14 protein-coding genes are annotated in these 13,534 nt (G+C 61.5%); 10 read left to right on the top strand and 4 right to left on the bottom strand.

The annotated features are described in order from the left end of the window. Nucleotides 1-22: 22 nt before the first annotated feature. From glmM to rplM, 3 genes are all read right to left on the bottom strand, one after another. Complete coding sequence (glmM, locus tag ACIPV6_RS03840; RefSeq protein ID WP_400269603.1) at nucleotides 23-1,387, bottom strand: phosphoglucosamine mutase; 1,365 nt, start codon at nucleotides 1,385-1,387, stop codon at nucleotides 23-25. Between the two features lie 125 nt (nucleotides 1,388-1,512). After that, on the bottom strand, nucleotides 1,513-2,019 hold the full coding sequence (gene rpsI / locus ACIPV6_RS03835; RefSeq protein ID WP_387435019.1) for a 30S ribosomal protein S9: 507 nt from the start codon (nucleotides 2,017-2,019) through the stop codon (nucleotides 1,513-1,515). Between the two features lie 37 nt (nucleotides 2,020-2,056). After that, nucleotides 2,057-2,500: a 50S ribosomal protein L13 gene (rplM, locus tag ACIPV6_RS03830; RefSeq protein ID WP_347108042.1), complete on the bottom strand. Its 444-nt coding sequence runs from the start codon at nucleotides 2,498-2,500 to the stop codon at nucleotides 2,057-2,059. 300 nt (nucleotides 2,501-2,800) lie between these two features. On the opposite strand from rplM, the gene ACIPV6_RS03825 reads away from it, so the two are divergent. From ACIPV6_RS03825 to ACIPV6_RS03780, 10 genes are all read left to right on the top strand, one after another. Next, on the top strand, nucleotides 2,801-3,445 hold the full coding sequence (locus ACIPV6_RS03825; protein WP_400269602.1) for a prepilin peptidase: 645 nt from the start codon (nucleotides 2,801-2,803) through the stop codon (nucleotides 3,443-3,445). 324 nt (nucleotides 3,446-3,769) lie between these two features. Beyond that, nucleotides 3,770-3,967, top strand: a complete 198-nt coding sequence (locus ACIPV6_RS03820) for a Flp family type IVb pilin (protein ID WP_400269601.1) — start codon at nucleotides 3,770-3,772, stop codon at nucleotides 3,965-3,967. Nucleotides 3,968-4,119: 152 nt separating this feature from the next. Next, complete coding sequence (cpaB, locus tag ACIPV6_RS03815) at nucleotides 4,120-4,848, top strand: Flp pilus assembly protein CpaB (RefSeq protein WP_400269600.1); 729 nt, start codon at nucleotides 4,120-4,122, stop codon at nucleotides 4,846-4,848. Further along, a complete protein-coding gene (locus ACIPV6_RS03810) occupies nucleotides 4,845-6,038 on the top strand; it encodes a CpaE family protein (RefSeq protein WP_400269599.1) in 1,194 nt (397 codons plus the stop codon). The genes cpaB and ACIPV6_RS03810 overlap by 4 nt, the downstream gene beginning before the upstream one ends. Further along, the gene (locus tag ACIPV6_RS03805) at nucleotides 6,035-7,477 is read left to right on the top strand and encodes a CpaF family protein (protein ID WP_400269598.1); all 1,443 of its coding nucleotides are present in this window, start codon (nucleotides 6,035-6,037) and stop codon (nucleotides 7,475-7,477) included. Before ACIPV6_RS03810 ends, ACIPV6_RS03805 begins: the two co-directional genes overlap by 4 nt. Nucleotides 7,478-7,482: 5 nt before the next feature. Next, on the top strand, nucleotides 7,483-8,433 hold the full coding sequence (locus ACIPV6_RS03800; protein WP_400269597.1) for a type II secretion system F family protein: 951 nt from the start codon (nucleotides 7,483-7,485) through the stop codon (nucleotides 8,431-8,433). A 9-nt stretch (nucleotides 8,434-8,442) separates the two neighbouring features. Further along, the gene (locus ACIPV6_RS03795) at nucleotides 8,443-9,324 is read left to right on the top strand and encodes a type II secretion system F family protein (RefSeq protein ID WP_400269596.1); all 882 of its coding nucleotides are present in this window, start codon (nucleotides 8,443-8,445) and stop codon (nucleotides 9,322-9,324) included. A 72-nt stretch (nucleotides 9,325-9,396) separates the two neighbouring features. Next, nucleotides 9,397-9,792, top strand: a complete 396-nt coding sequence (locus tag ACIPV6_RS03790) for a TadE/TadG family type IV pilus assembly protein (RefSeq protein WP_400269595.1) — start codon at nucleotides 9,397-9,399, stop codon at nucleotides 9,790-9,792. Then, nucleotides 9,780-11,225: a pilus assembly protein TadG-related protein gene (locus ACIPV6_RS03785; protein ID WP_400269594.1), complete on the top strand. Its 1,446-nt coding sequence runs from the start codon at nucleotides 9,780-9,782 to the stop codon at nucleotides 11,223-11,225. Before ACIPV6_RS03790 ends, ACIPV6_RS03785 begins: the two co-directional genes overlap by 13 nt. A 262-nt stretch (nucleotides 11,226-11,487) precedes the next feature. Beyond that, on the top strand, nucleotides 11,488-12,654 hold the full coding sequence (locus tag ACIPV6_RS03780; RefSeq protein ID WP_400269593.1) for a trypsin-like peptidase domain-containing protein: 1,167 nt from the start codon (nucleotides 11,488-11,490) through the stop codon (nucleotides 12,652-12,654). Between the two features lie 70 nt (nucleotides 12,655-12,724). Here ACIPV6_RS03780 and ACIPV6_RS03775 read toward each other — a convergent pair whose 3' ends face one another. Continuing rightward, nucleotides 12,725-13,408: a heme oxygenase (biliverdin-producing) gene (locus tag ACIPV6_RS03775; protein WP_400269592.1), complete on the bottom strand. Its 684-nt coding sequence runs from the start codon at nucleotides 13,406-13,408 to the stop codon at nucleotides 12,725-12,727. Between the last annotated feature and the right edge of the window lie 126 nt (nucleotides 13,409-13,534).

The raw sequence follows: 13,534 nt of genomic DNA, 5'->3' as shown, positions 1-13,534 counted from the left end.
GCCTTTGGCGTAGTACGGAGTCCTAGACAGCGACGTCGCTGGTGACGCTCAAGCGTTCCTTCACGACGGCAGCGAGGCTCTTGCAGATACGCTCAGCAGTTTCCATGTCAGCGGCCTCCACCATGACACGGACCAAAGCCTCAGTGCCGGACGGGCGCAACAGGACGCGGCCGGTCTCGCCGAGTTCCTCTTCCGCGGCAACCACGGCAGCAGCTACGCCTTCGTCGGAAGCTGCGCGGGCCTTGTCCACTCCCTTGACGTTGATCATGAGCTGCGGAAGCTTGGTCATCGCGGTGGCCAGGTCCCTAAGGCTGCGGCCGGTGAGGGCTACCTGGGCCGCGAGCTGCAGGCCGGTGAGCACGCCGTCGCCCGTGGTGGCGTAGTCGGAGAAGATCACGTGTCCGGACTGTTCGCCGCCGAGGTTGTAGCCGCCGTCGCGCATTTCTTCCAGGACGTAACGGTCGCCAACGGCGGTTTCACGGATGGTGATTCCGGCGTCGCGGAGCGCGAGCTTGAGCCCGAGGTTGCTCATGACGGTTGCCACCAGGACGTTGTCCTTGAGCTTGCCCGCCTTGTCCAAGGCCAACGCCAGGATCGCCATGATCTGGTCGCCGTCCACCTCGTTGCCTTCGTGGTCCACGGCAAGGCAGCGGTCGGCATCGCCGTCGTGGGCGATCCCGAGGTCCGCGCCGTATTTGACGACGGCTTCCTTCAGCGGGCCAAGGTGCGTGGAGCCAACGCCATCGTTGATGTTGAGGCCGTCCGGCTCGGCACCGATCACCACAACCTCGGCGCCGGCGTCCTTGAAGACCTGCGGTGAGCAGCCGCTCGCAGCACCGTGCGCGCAGTCCAGGACAACCTTCAAACCGTCGAGTCGCTTGGGGATGGTACCGAGCAGGTGGACGATGTAGCGGTCCTCGGCGTCCGAGAAGCGCTGGATGCGCCCCACGTCGCCGCCTACCGGGCGCTGCGGTTCCTTGCCCAGCTGCGCTTCGATGGCGTCCTCGACGTCGTCCGGCAGCTTTTGGCCGCCGCGGGCGAAGAACTTAATGCCGTTGTCCGGGGCCGGGTTGTGGGAAGCCGAGAGCATGACGCCGAAATCGGCGTCGAGGTCGGCTACCAGGTACGCCGCAGCCGGAGTGGGGAGAACACCGGCGTCGAAGACGTCCACACCGGAGCTGGAGAGCCCGGCTTCCACGGCGGCGGCGAGGAATTCGCCGCTGGCCCTCGGGTCCCGTGCGACCACGGCACGGGGCCGTTTGCCGTCGGTTGTGCGGTCATGGCCGAGTACGACGGCGGCGGCCTGGGCGAGCTGCATCGCCAGCTCGGCGGTGAGCAATCCGTTCGCGAGACCGCGCACGCCATCTGTTCCAAATAATCTAGACATCGGCTCAAGTTTAGACGACGACGGCACAGCGGCCCGCCACGGCACGTTCCGGAGCGTCACAACCGGTGGTTTAAAGGCGGAAGCCCGCCCCACCGGAGTGGAACGGGCTTCCTGCGAAGCGCGGTTTAGCGCTTGGAGTACTGCTGAGCCTTACGTGCCTTCTTGAGACCGGCCTTCTTACGCTCGATGACGCGGGCGTCACGAGTAAGGAAGCCAGCCTTCTTCAGGGTGGGGCGGTTGTTCTCGACGTCGATCTCGTTCAGCGAACGGGCGATGCCGAGACGCAGTGCGCCAGCCTGGCCGGAGGGGCCACCGCCGTGGATACGGGCGATGACGTCGTAGGCGCCTTCGAGGTCAAGAACACGGAACGGTTCGTTGACATCCTGCTGGTGCAGCTTGTTCGGGAAGTAGTTGGCCAGCTCGCGGCCGTTGATGATCCACTTGCCGGAGCCCGGTACAACGCGAACGCGTGCAACGGCTTCCTTGCGGCGGCCAACAGCTGCGCCGGCAACGGTCAGTGCCGGGCGCTCCTTCTTGGGCGCGTCCTCGGCGGGTGCGCTTTCAGAGGTGTAGCTGGTGAGGTTTTCCTCGGCCTCGACGGCCTCGGCGGTCAGTTCTTCGTTCTGAGCCACGGTTCTCCTTGGAATAAAAGTTAGTTGGTGGCCAGGACTACTGGGCGACCTGGGTGATTTCGAAAGTCTTCGGCTGCTGTGCAGCGTGCGGGTGCTCGGAGCCTGCGTAGACCTTGAGCTTGCCCAGCTGCTGAGCAGCGAGGGAGTTCTTGGGGAGCATGCCCTTGATGGCCTTCTCAACAGCGCGAACCGGGTTCTTCTCCAGCAGTTCGGCGTAGTTGACGGAGGTCAGGCCGCCCGGGTAACCGGAGTGGCGGTATGCGCGCTTCTGCTCCAGCTTGGCACCGGTAAGGGCGACCTTTTCAGCGTTGATGATGATGACGAAGTCGCCCATGTCCATGTGGGACGCATAGGTCGGCTTGTGCTTTCCGCGCAGCAGTGTTGCGGTCTGGCTGGCAAGACGACCAAGGACAACATCGGTGGCGTCAATGACGTGCCACTGGCGGTTGATATCGCCGGGCTTCGGGGTGTACGTACGCACGGTTTGGCCTCGTTCTTGTTCTGGCGTTCATGTTTCAGGGCACGCAATAAGACGTGCACCTACTATGTATGCGCTACCGGAGCAGAGGTGAGGGCTCTATAGACCAGTCATCCAGAGGTCTCGATATGCCACCTGGGTTACTGACCCTGCAACTGGATCCCCTGGCGGGCATGTGTCATCGAGATAGGACACGCACAACGACTATAAACAATACCTTCAACGGTATGTCCGGGTCAAAATGGGGTGACCGCGCCGTGGGGCGACTGTGTTAATGAGCGCTGCGTTGATGAGGGAGAGCACATGACCGACGGACTTGCCCTTCCGCTCCTGCTTGCCCTGGCCGGCCTGCTGCTGAGTCCAATCACCGAGCTCGTGGTTTTGAGGTGGCTGCCGCGGCTCGGCGGACTCCCCTCCCCGCGGGTGCGGATCACGACGGCGGCACTCACCTCGTTGTTGTTCGGTCTACTCGCCTGGCGCTTTGGCTTTTCTTCTGAACTCCCGGCCTATCTATTATTGGCACTTCTGGGCGTTCAGCTTTCGCGCATTGATTTCGCACTTCATTTGCTCCCCAACGGGCTCGTATTGGCCCTTCTTGGTGGTGGTTTGCTGCTCCTTGGGGTGTCCTCATTGGTGGATCCCGAGTGGCCGGAGCTCCTCCGGGCACTCGCTGGAGGGGCAATCCTGTTCGCCGGCTACCTTATTTTGGGACTTATTTCGCCGCGGAGCCTTGGAATGGGCGATGTGAAGCTCGCAGCACCTTTGGGACTGTACTTGGGCTACTTGGGCTGGAGGCACTTACTCTACGGCGGACTACTGGGGTTCGTGATAGGTGGGGTGCTGACGGTGCTGATGTTACGCCTGAGATCCGCAGAAAAACCGGCGGAAACGGCCCACGGACCGGCCATGCTCGCCGCAGCGCTGGGCGTTGTGCTGTTCATGAACTGAACGGCTGAGTACCGTCCCCCGGACTGCGCGCCGATGACCCCAAACTCATAAGGGGCCTTAATTTTCCAAGTAGTCGCGTGCTGCTTTGGCGTCGAAAACTGAGTACCCGCCTCCACGGCATCGAGTACCCGGCAGCGGACCCTGGTAAAAAATTCGAGTACGCCTACGCATTGTTGAATCCATCCCAAACCAGCAATTCTTGTCATATCGAAATCCGAGCCGCTAAAGGCAAAACGGGGGTAGTTCGGAATTCGAAGCAAATTCCGATAATTTGCTGGACCTATGTTTCACAATTTCACACAAAAATTCTGGGAAGGATTTACCATGAACTCGCTTATGGTCAACATGATTGCTTTCGTCGCCGGCATCAAGGAACGCTTCACCTCCGAGAAGGGCGCCACCGCCGTTGAGTACGGCATCATGGTCGCTCTCATCGCAGTGGTCGTCATTACAGCCGTCGCCACCTTGGGTGGCTACATCAACACAGCGTTCGGCGCCATCAATGCCGAGCTGAAGCCCTAGCTGCGCCACAACGCTAAGGCTTTCAATACACATGCTGCCGGCTGTCCGCCCAATCTGGACAGCCGGCAGCGGTGTTTACGACGAGGAACCGGGACGTCTGGGCGCCCCGTAAACCTCCGCGCTGTTGAGGTACCAAAGGTGAGGAAGCAATCATGAAAACGCGATTAATCGGGGGCATCGCCGCGCTCGTCCTGGCTGTCATCGGGACTGTGCTGCTGGTGAACTATGTCTCCAACGCAGACCGGCGGGCACAGTCGTCCCTGGATCCCGTCGATGTTGTTGTCGTTGAAAGGCCGGTCCCGGCCGGCACCAGCGTCCAGGAACTCAGTTCCTACGTGCAGATCAAATCCGTGCCGAGTGCCGCGAAGGCAGCCGGCGCACTGACCGCACTCGACAAGGGCAGCGGACAGGTAACGTCCGTGGCCCTTGAGCCCGGTGAGCAGCTTCTGGGAAGCCGGCTCATCAATCCTGCTGAACGCATCATGGCGGGCGCTGTCCCCGTGCCCGAAGGTCTGCAGGAAGTAACCATCCTCCTGCCCCCTGAAAGCGTGGTGGGCGGAACCATCAGGGCAGGAGACCTCGTGGGCCTCTTCGTTACCCAAACGGACCCCACCAATGCCCAGGTCGCCAGCACTCAGCTGGTGTTCGACAAGGTCCTGGTCACAGCCATCCAGCAGGCACCGGCGACTACCGGCACTGCGCAGGAGGGCACGTCCGCCGTTCCAACCGGCTCGTCGTTTGTGACTCTTGCCAGGACCTCCACCGATGCCGCCAAGGTGATCCTGAGCGCCAAGGTCGGAAGCATCTGGCTGAGCAAGCAAACAGCAAACACCCCGGAGAGTCCCAAGACTCCCGTCAGCACCTCAGGGATCTTCCAATGAGCCGCTTCCTGGCCCTGACCACATCACCTGGGTTCGAACAGCGTCTGGCTCTCGCACTGTCAGCAGGGCATGAAGTGCAGGTTCTCAGCGGGCCAGCCGGGCACCTGTCTCCCGCCGAAGTATTGAATCGGAACCTCGGCGGGCCAATCGACGTCATGATCTTCGGCCCCGACGTCAGCATTGAGGATTGGTTCGCGCTGGCCTCGGCGATCGACGCGGAGCACCCGGAGATCGTCCTCCTCCTTGCAGCTGCGCCGAGCAGCGAGTTGACGTTGGCTGCCGTGCGCTCGGGCATCCGCGACATCATCGATCCGGATGCAGACGCACACGACCTCACCCAAGCGTTGGAGCGTGCTGCCACCACTGCTGCGGGCCGCCGTCAGGCATCCGTTGCCGACGCCCAGGACGAGCAACCGCGAGGCCGAGTCGTGTCCGTCATGTCCCCCAAGGGAGGAGTCGGTAAGACCACCGTGTCCACCAACCTCGCAGTGGGCCTCGCCCGAACAGTCCCCATGGGTGCCGTTATCGTGGACCTGGACCTTCAGTTCGGTGATGTCGGATCAGGGCTGGGACTCGAACCCGCGCACACCATCACCGATGCTGTCCGTGGATCGGCGGCCTCCGATTCGATGGTTCTTAAGGCGTTCCTGGCCCCGCACCCCAGCGGTGCGTACGCTCTGTGTGCTCCGCTTCGCCCGGCCGAAGCAGACCTGATCCAGCCTGCCCATGTGGCTGCCTTGGTGCACCAATTGTCGTTGGAGTTCCCCTTCGTCGTCCTGGACACGTCTCCGGGGCTCGGTGACGTGGTGCTGGCGGTGCTCGAACTGGCAACTGACGCTGTTTGGGTCTGTGGCATGGACATTCCGTCCATTCGTGGCCTCAACCAGGGTTTGGAGGTTCTGAGGCAACTGGACCTGATGCCGCCGTCGAGCACTGTTGTCTTGAACTTCGCGGACAAGCGGAGTGGGCTGACCGTCAAAGATGTGGAGGCCACCGTCGGCTTGCCCGTAGAGGTGGTGCTTCCTCACTCGCGGGCAGTCCCGTTCTCAACAAATGCCGGCGTGCCGATGCTTCAGAGCAGTCGCCGTGATCCCGTTGCCAAAGGCCTCGGCGCACTGGTGGCCAAGATCGCGACCGGCGGAGCGGCGTCCGGCGCAAGGAACTCGCGTCGAAGGGTGGCCGTGTCATGAGCATCATCGCCCGCTTGGAAGCAGCCACCGCCAGTAGCGGAGTTGCCATCCCGTCAGGTCCTCAGGCGACGTCTACAGACGCAGCAGCCGCGGCGCCCGCGGCCAAAGAACCGCGGCAGATGGAACAACTGGCACGCGCCACTGCCAAGCCCTCCACCGATGCACTGGCGGGGATCAAGAAGCGGGCAGCGGACGAACTGACCAGTCGATTGGGGAGCCGCATTACCGACAGCGGCCTTGACGAGGGCGACGTGCGCCGCATGGTCCGCGAAGCCCTTAGTGAGTTCATTGACGATGAACAGGTGCCGTTGACGCCGGAAGAACGCCGCCGGCTGATCCGCGAAATAGTAGACGAAGTCCTGGGACTGGGGCCACTGCAGAGACTCCTGGACGATCCACTCGTCACGGAGATCATGGTCAATGGCGCCAACAGCATCTATGTCGAACGGGCGGGAAGGCTTCATCCAACTGGGACGACGTTCAGCTCCGATTCCCATTTGCGACGCGTGATTGAGCGGATCGTGTCAAGGATCGGTCGACGAATCGACGAATCCTCGCCCTTGGTCGATGCCCGTTTGGAGGACGGCTCACGCGTCAACGCCGTCATCCCGCCCCTGGCAGTCGATGGCCCGTCCCTGACCATCCGCAAATTCTCGGCCGTGCCCCTGACTGTGGAGGACTTGATCAAATTCGACTCCATGTCCCCCGCGATGGCCCAGGTACTGGACGCTTGCGTGAAGGCCAGATTGAACATCATCGTCTCCGGTGGAACCGGTACCGGCAAAACCACGCTGCTGAACGTGCTCTCCTCCTTCATTCCCGAAGAAGAGCGCATTGTCACCATCGAGGACGCAGTGGAACTGCAACTCCAGCAGGACCACGTGGTGCGTCTGGAAAGCCGACCTGCCAACATCGAAGGCCGTGGCGCCATCACCATCCGCGACCTCGTCCGCAACTCACTGCGCATGCGGCCTGACCGGATCGTCGTCGGCGAGGTCCGCAGCGGCGAAGCCCTGGACATGCTCCAAGCGATGAACACGGGCCACGATGGCTCAATATCAACGGTCCACGCCAACTCCCCCAGGGACGCTATTGCCCGGATGGAAACCTTGGTGCTGATGGCAGGCATGGAACTGCCCCTGCGGGCCATCAGGGAACAGATCGCTTCTGCCGTGCACCTGATCGTGCAATTGAGCAGGCTCAGGGACGGCACCCGACGCGTCACCCACATCACCGAAGTCCTCGGAATGGAAGGCGACGTCGTCACTTTGCAGGACGCGTTCTCTTTCGATTTCGCAGCCGGTGTCAACGCCGAGGGTCGTTTTGTCGGGAAGACCGTGGCAACAGGCGTCCGTCCAAGGTTCGTCGAAAGGCTGGCGGACATGGGCATCTACCTGCCCGCCGAGGCCTTCATGCCGCAACGACAGATGGGCAGGTGACGACGGTGAACGTAGACTTCACACTTTTGGCCGGATTAGTCGCCGTTCTCCTTGCCGTATCCCTGCTGTTGTTCGTCGCCCTGAGGCCGCGTTATCGGGACATCGACGTATCTCGGCGGAGGCCCACAGGTGATGCCGAGGGCGGGGAATCGGTCATCACCAGGATGGCTGACGCGACGGTCTCAGCCGTTGAGCGCGGGGTCGGCCGCAATCGGGGTGGCGTGTTCGGTCGTGAGGCCCTTCAGGAAGCAGGGCTTGCGATCAAGCAATCGGAATTCGTCGTCCTTGTTTTGGTGGGCAGCTTCGTCCTGGGCGTTGTTGGTTTCATGCTCGGAGGAGTCCTGATGGGCCTCTTCTTCGCGGCAGTGTCCCCCGTCGTCGCCTGGTTGCTGCTCACAGTGCGCGCTGGAAAAAGACGGACAAAGTTTGGAGAACAGCTCACGGACATGCTCCGGGCCATTTCCGGAAGCCTGCGCTCGGGCCACAGCATCACCTCCAGCATGCACAGCGCAAGCCTCGAAATGCCGGCGCCCATGTCCGAAGAACTGGCCCGGATCGTCAACGAGAACCGGGTTGGCAGACCGGTCTCGGATGCCATGGCTGAAGTTGGGCGCAGGATGCAATGTGAGGACTTCGAATGGTTGAGCCAGGCGATCGAGATCAACCGCGAAGTCGGCGGCGATCTGGCAGGCGTCCTGGACCATGCAGCAGACACGGTGCGGGAGCGCGCTCAGATTAAAGGGCAGGTTCGGGCGTTGGCCGCCGAAGGAAAGTTCTCTGCCTACATCCTCATCGGTTTGCCGTTCGTCGTTGGCATTCTCATCAACACGGTTAATCCAGGCTACATGGCAACGCTGTTCCAATCCCTGCTTGGTTGGATCCTCATTATCGTCGGCGCAATCATGTTGGCTGTCGGTTCCTTTTGGATCAGCCGCATGGTCAAGATTGAGTTTTAGGGGTCCGGTATGACTACTTCAGTTTGGCTTATGATTTCCGCGGTTATTCTGCCGCTGTCCTATTTCGCTTGGACGCTGATTGCTGTGGACCGGGCTTCCGGACGTCTAATCCAAAGCCGTCTACAGGCCGCCGGAGTGAAAGAGGCCGGCGAAGCGGCAAGCGGCCCCGCACTATTGACGCGTTTGGCCCGGCGGCTGACGCCCGACTCGTACATAGCCAGGCTCGACCAGACATTGGCGAAGGCTGGCCGACCAGCGTCCATGTCTCTCGACCGCCTATTGACCATCAAACCCCTTGCTGCTGTGGGAGGAGGTCTCTTTGTAGTGGTGGTGGGCGGGGGCCGGTCGGCCACCGGCCTGTTCTTGGGCCTGATTCTCTCTATCGCCTGCTACTTCCTGCCTGACCTCTTGGTCTACAACAGCGGCACCAAACGCCAACTGCGCATCGAGAAGGACTTACCAAACGTCCTGGACCAGTTGCTGATTTCGGTCGAAGCCGGACTTGGCTTCGAAGCCGCCGTCGCCCGCGTCGGTGCCAGTGGCAGCGGGCCTCTGGCCGACGAACTTGTCCGCACGCTCCAGGACATCCAGGCCGGGCGGTCCCGGCGCGAGGCTTACCGGGCGCTGGCCGAACGCTCTACAGTTGCTGATCTTCGAAGCTTTGTCGGGGCTGTTGTCCAAGCGGACATCCAAGGGCTGGCTATTGCCCGGATCCTGAAACCACAAGCCGAACAGATGCGGGTCAAGAGAAAGCTCAGGGCGGAAGAGAAAGCGATGAAGCTTCCTGTGGCAGTGATCTTTCCATTGATCCTTTTCATCTTTCCGCCGTTGTTCATCATCATTCTTGGCCCGGCCGTCATAAACACAATTGCGGCCTTTGCCGGTCGATAAAGCTAGGAGACGACGATGTTGAGATCATGCTCACAGCGCCATCATAAAGATTCACGGGAGCGAGGCGCATCCGTGGTTGAATTCGCGATTATTGCTCCTTTGCTGCTCTCGATGCTCCTGGGAGTAGTCGACTTCGGCGTGGCGTACAGCGAAAGCATCGGGCTGCAGGCCGCCGCCCGCGAAGGAGCACGTCAGGGTGTGACCAATGGAGACGTTCTTGCGTCGATCAATAACGCCAAAGGCAACCTGGACAGTTCTAAGATCCAGTCGAAGTTTGTTGTCGACACTACGGGAGGCGCCCCCGGAAAGCTCGTGGTGTGCCTTAGGTATCCTCAGCGCTCCGTCAGTGGCTTCTTCAGCTGGATGCTCAACGGCTACTTCGACACCCAATACGTCATGAAAATGGAAGGCACGGCAACCGTGACTTCCGGAGCCAGGAACTGGACTGGTGGAACATGCGCAGCCTAGCTCTTCACAAGATCTGGTCCCGTGTGAAGGACGACGATACGAAGGCGACCAGCGAGCGAGGCGCCTCCATCATCCTCTTCGCTCTCCTGGTCCCGGTGCTCTTTGGTGCACTTGCCCTGGCCCTGGACTTCGGCAAACTGGCCTACGAGCGCCAGGACCTCAGCAACGCCCTGGACGCGGCAGCCCTTGCCGGGGCGGGATCCTTGCCGAATGACCCCACAACAGCGCAGAGCGCTGCCATCGCCTATGCAAAAAACAACGATCCGCAGGCGAACCCCACCATCACGTTCACCTGCCTGGTTGCGTCCACGGGCACATCAAAGACGGTGGCTGCCGGGCAGGTACCCAACGTCTGCGACCCGGGCACCACTGCCGGCGCCAAATGCAATGAAACCTTGTGCTCCATCCCGTGCGTTCCGGGCGGAACCAAGACGTGCAACACGATCATCGTGACGGCAGCTAAAGATGTGCCCTTCGCGTTTGCACCCGTCATCGGGGTCACCACAGGGAACACCGGTTCACTGTCCTCCATTGCCTGCAAAGGCTCGTGCGGCTCCCAGATTCCGAATCCGATGGACATCGTGATGGTCGCCGACCGTACCGGCAGCATGGACACTGCGGACCGAAACGCCATGGTCGCCGGGATCAAGAGCACCCTGCAAACCATGACCAAGGAACAGCAATACGTTGCCTTGGGTACCATCGGCCGAAGCTCCTCCAGCCCTGGCAGCTGCATCACCACCCCATCAACATCGCAGACAACCGGGCCATGGCTCCCTGTACCGTTTACCAATAACTACACATCCAACCCGGCCACCCCGGGTGGAGTACCCCCGCTGAACAACAGCAGCACCCTGGTGGGCGGACTCAACTGTCTGGGCGCTTCCAGCACCGGCACCTATCTCGCATCACCGCTGAAGTCGGCCGCCAGGTACGCTCTCGGGCTGACACCCAACAACCTCGGTTCGCTCCCAGTCAGGTCGACTCCAGCCAAGAAGGCGATCATCCTGGAAACCGACGGCGAGCCGAACGAGCAGAACATCACCGGCGGAACCACGGCGCTGAGCAACAGCGGAGACCTTGGCACGACCAACGGTGCCACGGCTTGCCAAAACCTCAAGGACGTTGCAGCCAACGCCAAGGCGCAGGGCTTGCTGATCATCACTGTGGCCTTTGGCGACGCCAACTCCGCCAGATGCACCAGCGGAGGATCGTTCGTCCGGGATGTGCTCGCTGCGGCCGCCTCACCCAAGTCAGCCGGTGTGCCCAGCGCGGCATCCAATGACTGCTCCACCACGGCGTTGAGGGCCACCGAGAACGCGGACGGGGACTTCTTCTTCTGCGCGGCAACCGGGGCGGAAATGGGCCCGATCTTCGCCTCCGCCGTCAACGCCATCAGCACCAGTTCCCGCCTGATCAGGCTCCCCGAATGAGCGGCGCTGCCTAGGGCCGTCCAAAGACCGGCCGTTCGTGGATCCCAGACTGCGGGCGGCCAACAGGGCCCCTTCCCGGTACCCAGAGCCGGGAGGGGGTCCGCCCAGGAAACCGAGTACCCGGAGTGCGCGCGGCAAGTAGCGGCATGAGGAAAAGTCGAGTACCGCCAGGGCATGTTTCATCCCTTTCAGGTCGTCTACACTCCACATACAGGCTGGGGTGTGCCACTATTCAGAGCATTTTGAGCTTCAGGAAGCCACCATGAAAACACCACGCCCAATCAGGACAGCGGGGAAGAAGTGCACGGTGCCACTGGCCCTTGCAGCGACTCTGTCCGCGCCGCTCCTGGCATCCACGCCGGCATTGGCCGACGTCAATTCGGACACCATCGACAAGTCCATCGTGTGGGTGGACACTGCGTGGTCTGCAACCGTTCAAGTCCCCTTCAAAGATGGAACTACGGAGACCTTCAAGACTACTTTGGTGACGCTTTGCACGGGTTGGTTCGTCAGCAACACTGGGCACGTGGCAACTGCCGGCCATTGCGTGGACGCGGATGATGGGCTGTACACCAGCATCTACGCGAAGGTCATCGACGAGCAGAGCCTTACGGGCGTCAAGCCGGAAAACGTTGACTGGCCGTTATCGTTGGCCGACCCACAGATCAAGATAGACCAGCCCTCCGGCATCGACGGTGGCGTCCTGAGCGGCAAGACAGCCATCACGGCCCAGCTCATCGCCAAGCAAGGCTTCGAGAAGGGCGACAACGCATTGCTCCGGATAGCCGACATGAAAGACACTCCTGCACTGGCGCTGGGCTCCGAAGCGCCCAAGGTCCGCGACAAAGTCACGTCCATAGGATTCCCCGACCTCGTTGGTTCCACCTCCGACGTCGAACGGCAGAAGCCGTCTTACCGCTCGGGAGCCGTGAGCTCGCGAAGCTACTCGACCCAAGGCGTGCCCCGCACGGAGATTGATACGGACATCACACCAGGAATGTCCGGCGGCCCCTCAGTAAATGAAGCCGGTGAAGTCATCGGTATCAACTCTGCCTACGTCTACCAGGGGGCAGGCCAGGCCAACTACATCACCGATACCCAGACCCTTCGGGATTTCCTCACATCCAACGGCGTCAAGCTCACCGAGGCAGCGTCCAAGAGTGCGACGCCGGCAGCCGTCGCCGATGTGCCGGCGAGCAATACCCAAGGCGGGCAAGGCATTCCTGTATGGATCATCGCCACCATTTCGGTTCTGGTGCTCGCCGTCCTGGCGATGGCCGCCCTCCTCTTCGTGAACTTGCGGAAACAACGGAAGCCCGCGTACGCCCAGTTCCCCGCAGGCCAGCCGCCAGCCGGCCCACCGACCCCAGGCCCCCAGCTGCCTTGGATGCAGGAACCACCGGGCCCCGGCAGCGGCCCGCGTCCCTGACATCCGACGCTCGGATCCATGCCCGGTCGCAGGTCAGGGCCGTCGCCTTGTGGACCGGTCAGCGCGCCCGTCAGGAGATCGCGGACCGCGCGTTCGCTTCGCGGTCGGAGCGCAGATAATCATGCATGAGGTCTACAAACACTTGCTGGTTTGTGGCAAAAGCGTTCTTGGCGTGGCTAACGATTTCTTCTTTTTCCTCAACGCTGAAGGGAGCCGAATCCAAATGCCCGCGATAGGCGTCCTTGTACGGCTTGATCTTGTCGATGCCTTCGAAGGCGTAGAAGTTCAGGCCCTCCGGCCCCAGGCCGTAGTGGCGTCGAACCAATGACGCGATGATTTGACCTCCCGAGAGGTCTCCCAGATAGCGCACATAGTGGTGAGCCAGAAGATAGGTCACAGAAACTGGACCCAGAGAGGTGAGTTCCGCAGCGTACGCTTCGGCCCCGGGTGTCACATGCAGTGATCCGGAGTCGAGCCTTGCCTCCCAGTCGCTGCCGAAGTGGACAGCCAGGTCCTTCTCCAGGGCATGGACCCTTAGCAGCGCGGGGTCCGAAAACATGGCAAGGCGGGGATCATCATTGAGCACCAGTGCTGTCTCCAAGGCACGGTAGATCACCAGATTCTGCAGCAGGAGCTTGCCTACCTGTTCTGCGTCCAGGCGCCCTGCCAGGAGTTCCGTGACGAATCCAGTCTGTTCTGCCTGCTCGTGGGCTTCGGCGGTCTGGGCCTTCAACTCATCAGAAAAACCTGGCACGGCTTACTCCATTCAGACGACTCGGACGAGCAGGATCCTGGCAACAGAGCCAGGAAGCACTTTGGTAATACTTTTATGACCTAATTCACCACCCGAGCGCAAGGCTGTTTCACCCTTCGTTACCAG

Origin of the sequence: Paenarthrobacter sp. NPDC089988 (assembly GCF_044748465.1) — a bacterium.
GTDB lineage: Bacteria > Actinomycetota > Actinomycetes > Actinomycetales > Micrococcaceae > Arthrobacter.
This window is presented reverse-complemented; position numbering and strand designations above follow the sequence as displayed.

Bases quoted from the DNA above. Each gene is read 5' to 3' on its own strand.
- glmM (WP_400269603.1), bottom strand. From the start codon at position 1,387: ATGTCTAGATTATTTGGAACAGATGGCGTGCGCGGTCTCGCGAACGGA.
- ACIPV6_RS03825 (WP_400269602.1), top strand. From the start codon at position 2,801: ATGACCGACGGACTTGCCCTTCCGCTCCTGCTTGCCCTGGCCGGCCTG.
- ACIPV6_RS03820 (WP_400269601.1), top strand. From the start codon at position 3,770: ATGAACTCGCTTATGGTCAACATGATTGCTTTCGTCGCCGGCATCAAG.
- cpaB (WP_400269600.1), top strand. From the start codon at position 4,120: ATGAAAACGCGATTAATCGGGGGCATCGCCGCGCTCGTCCTGGCTGTC.
- ACIPV6_RS03810 (WP_400269599.1), top strand. From the start codon at position 4,845: ATGAGCCGCTTCCTGGCCCTGACCACATCACCTGGGTTCGAACAGCGT.
- ACIPV6_RS03805 (WP_400269598.1), top strand. From the start codon at position 6,035: ATGAGCATCATCGCCCGCTTGGAAGCAGCCACCGCCAGTAGCGGAGTT.
- ACIPV6_RS03795 (WP_400269596.1), top strand. From the start codon at position 8,443: ATGACTACTTCAGTTTGGCTTATGATTTCCGCGGTTATTCTGCCGCTG.
- ACIPV6_RS03785 (WP_400269594.1), top strand. From the start codon at position 9,780: ATGCGCAGCCTAGCTCTTCACAAGATCTGGTCCCGTGTGAAGGACGAC.
- ACIPV6_RS03780 (WP_400269593.1), top strand. From the start codon at position 11,488: ATGAAAACACCACGCCCAATCAGGACAGCGGGGAAGAAGTGCACGGTG.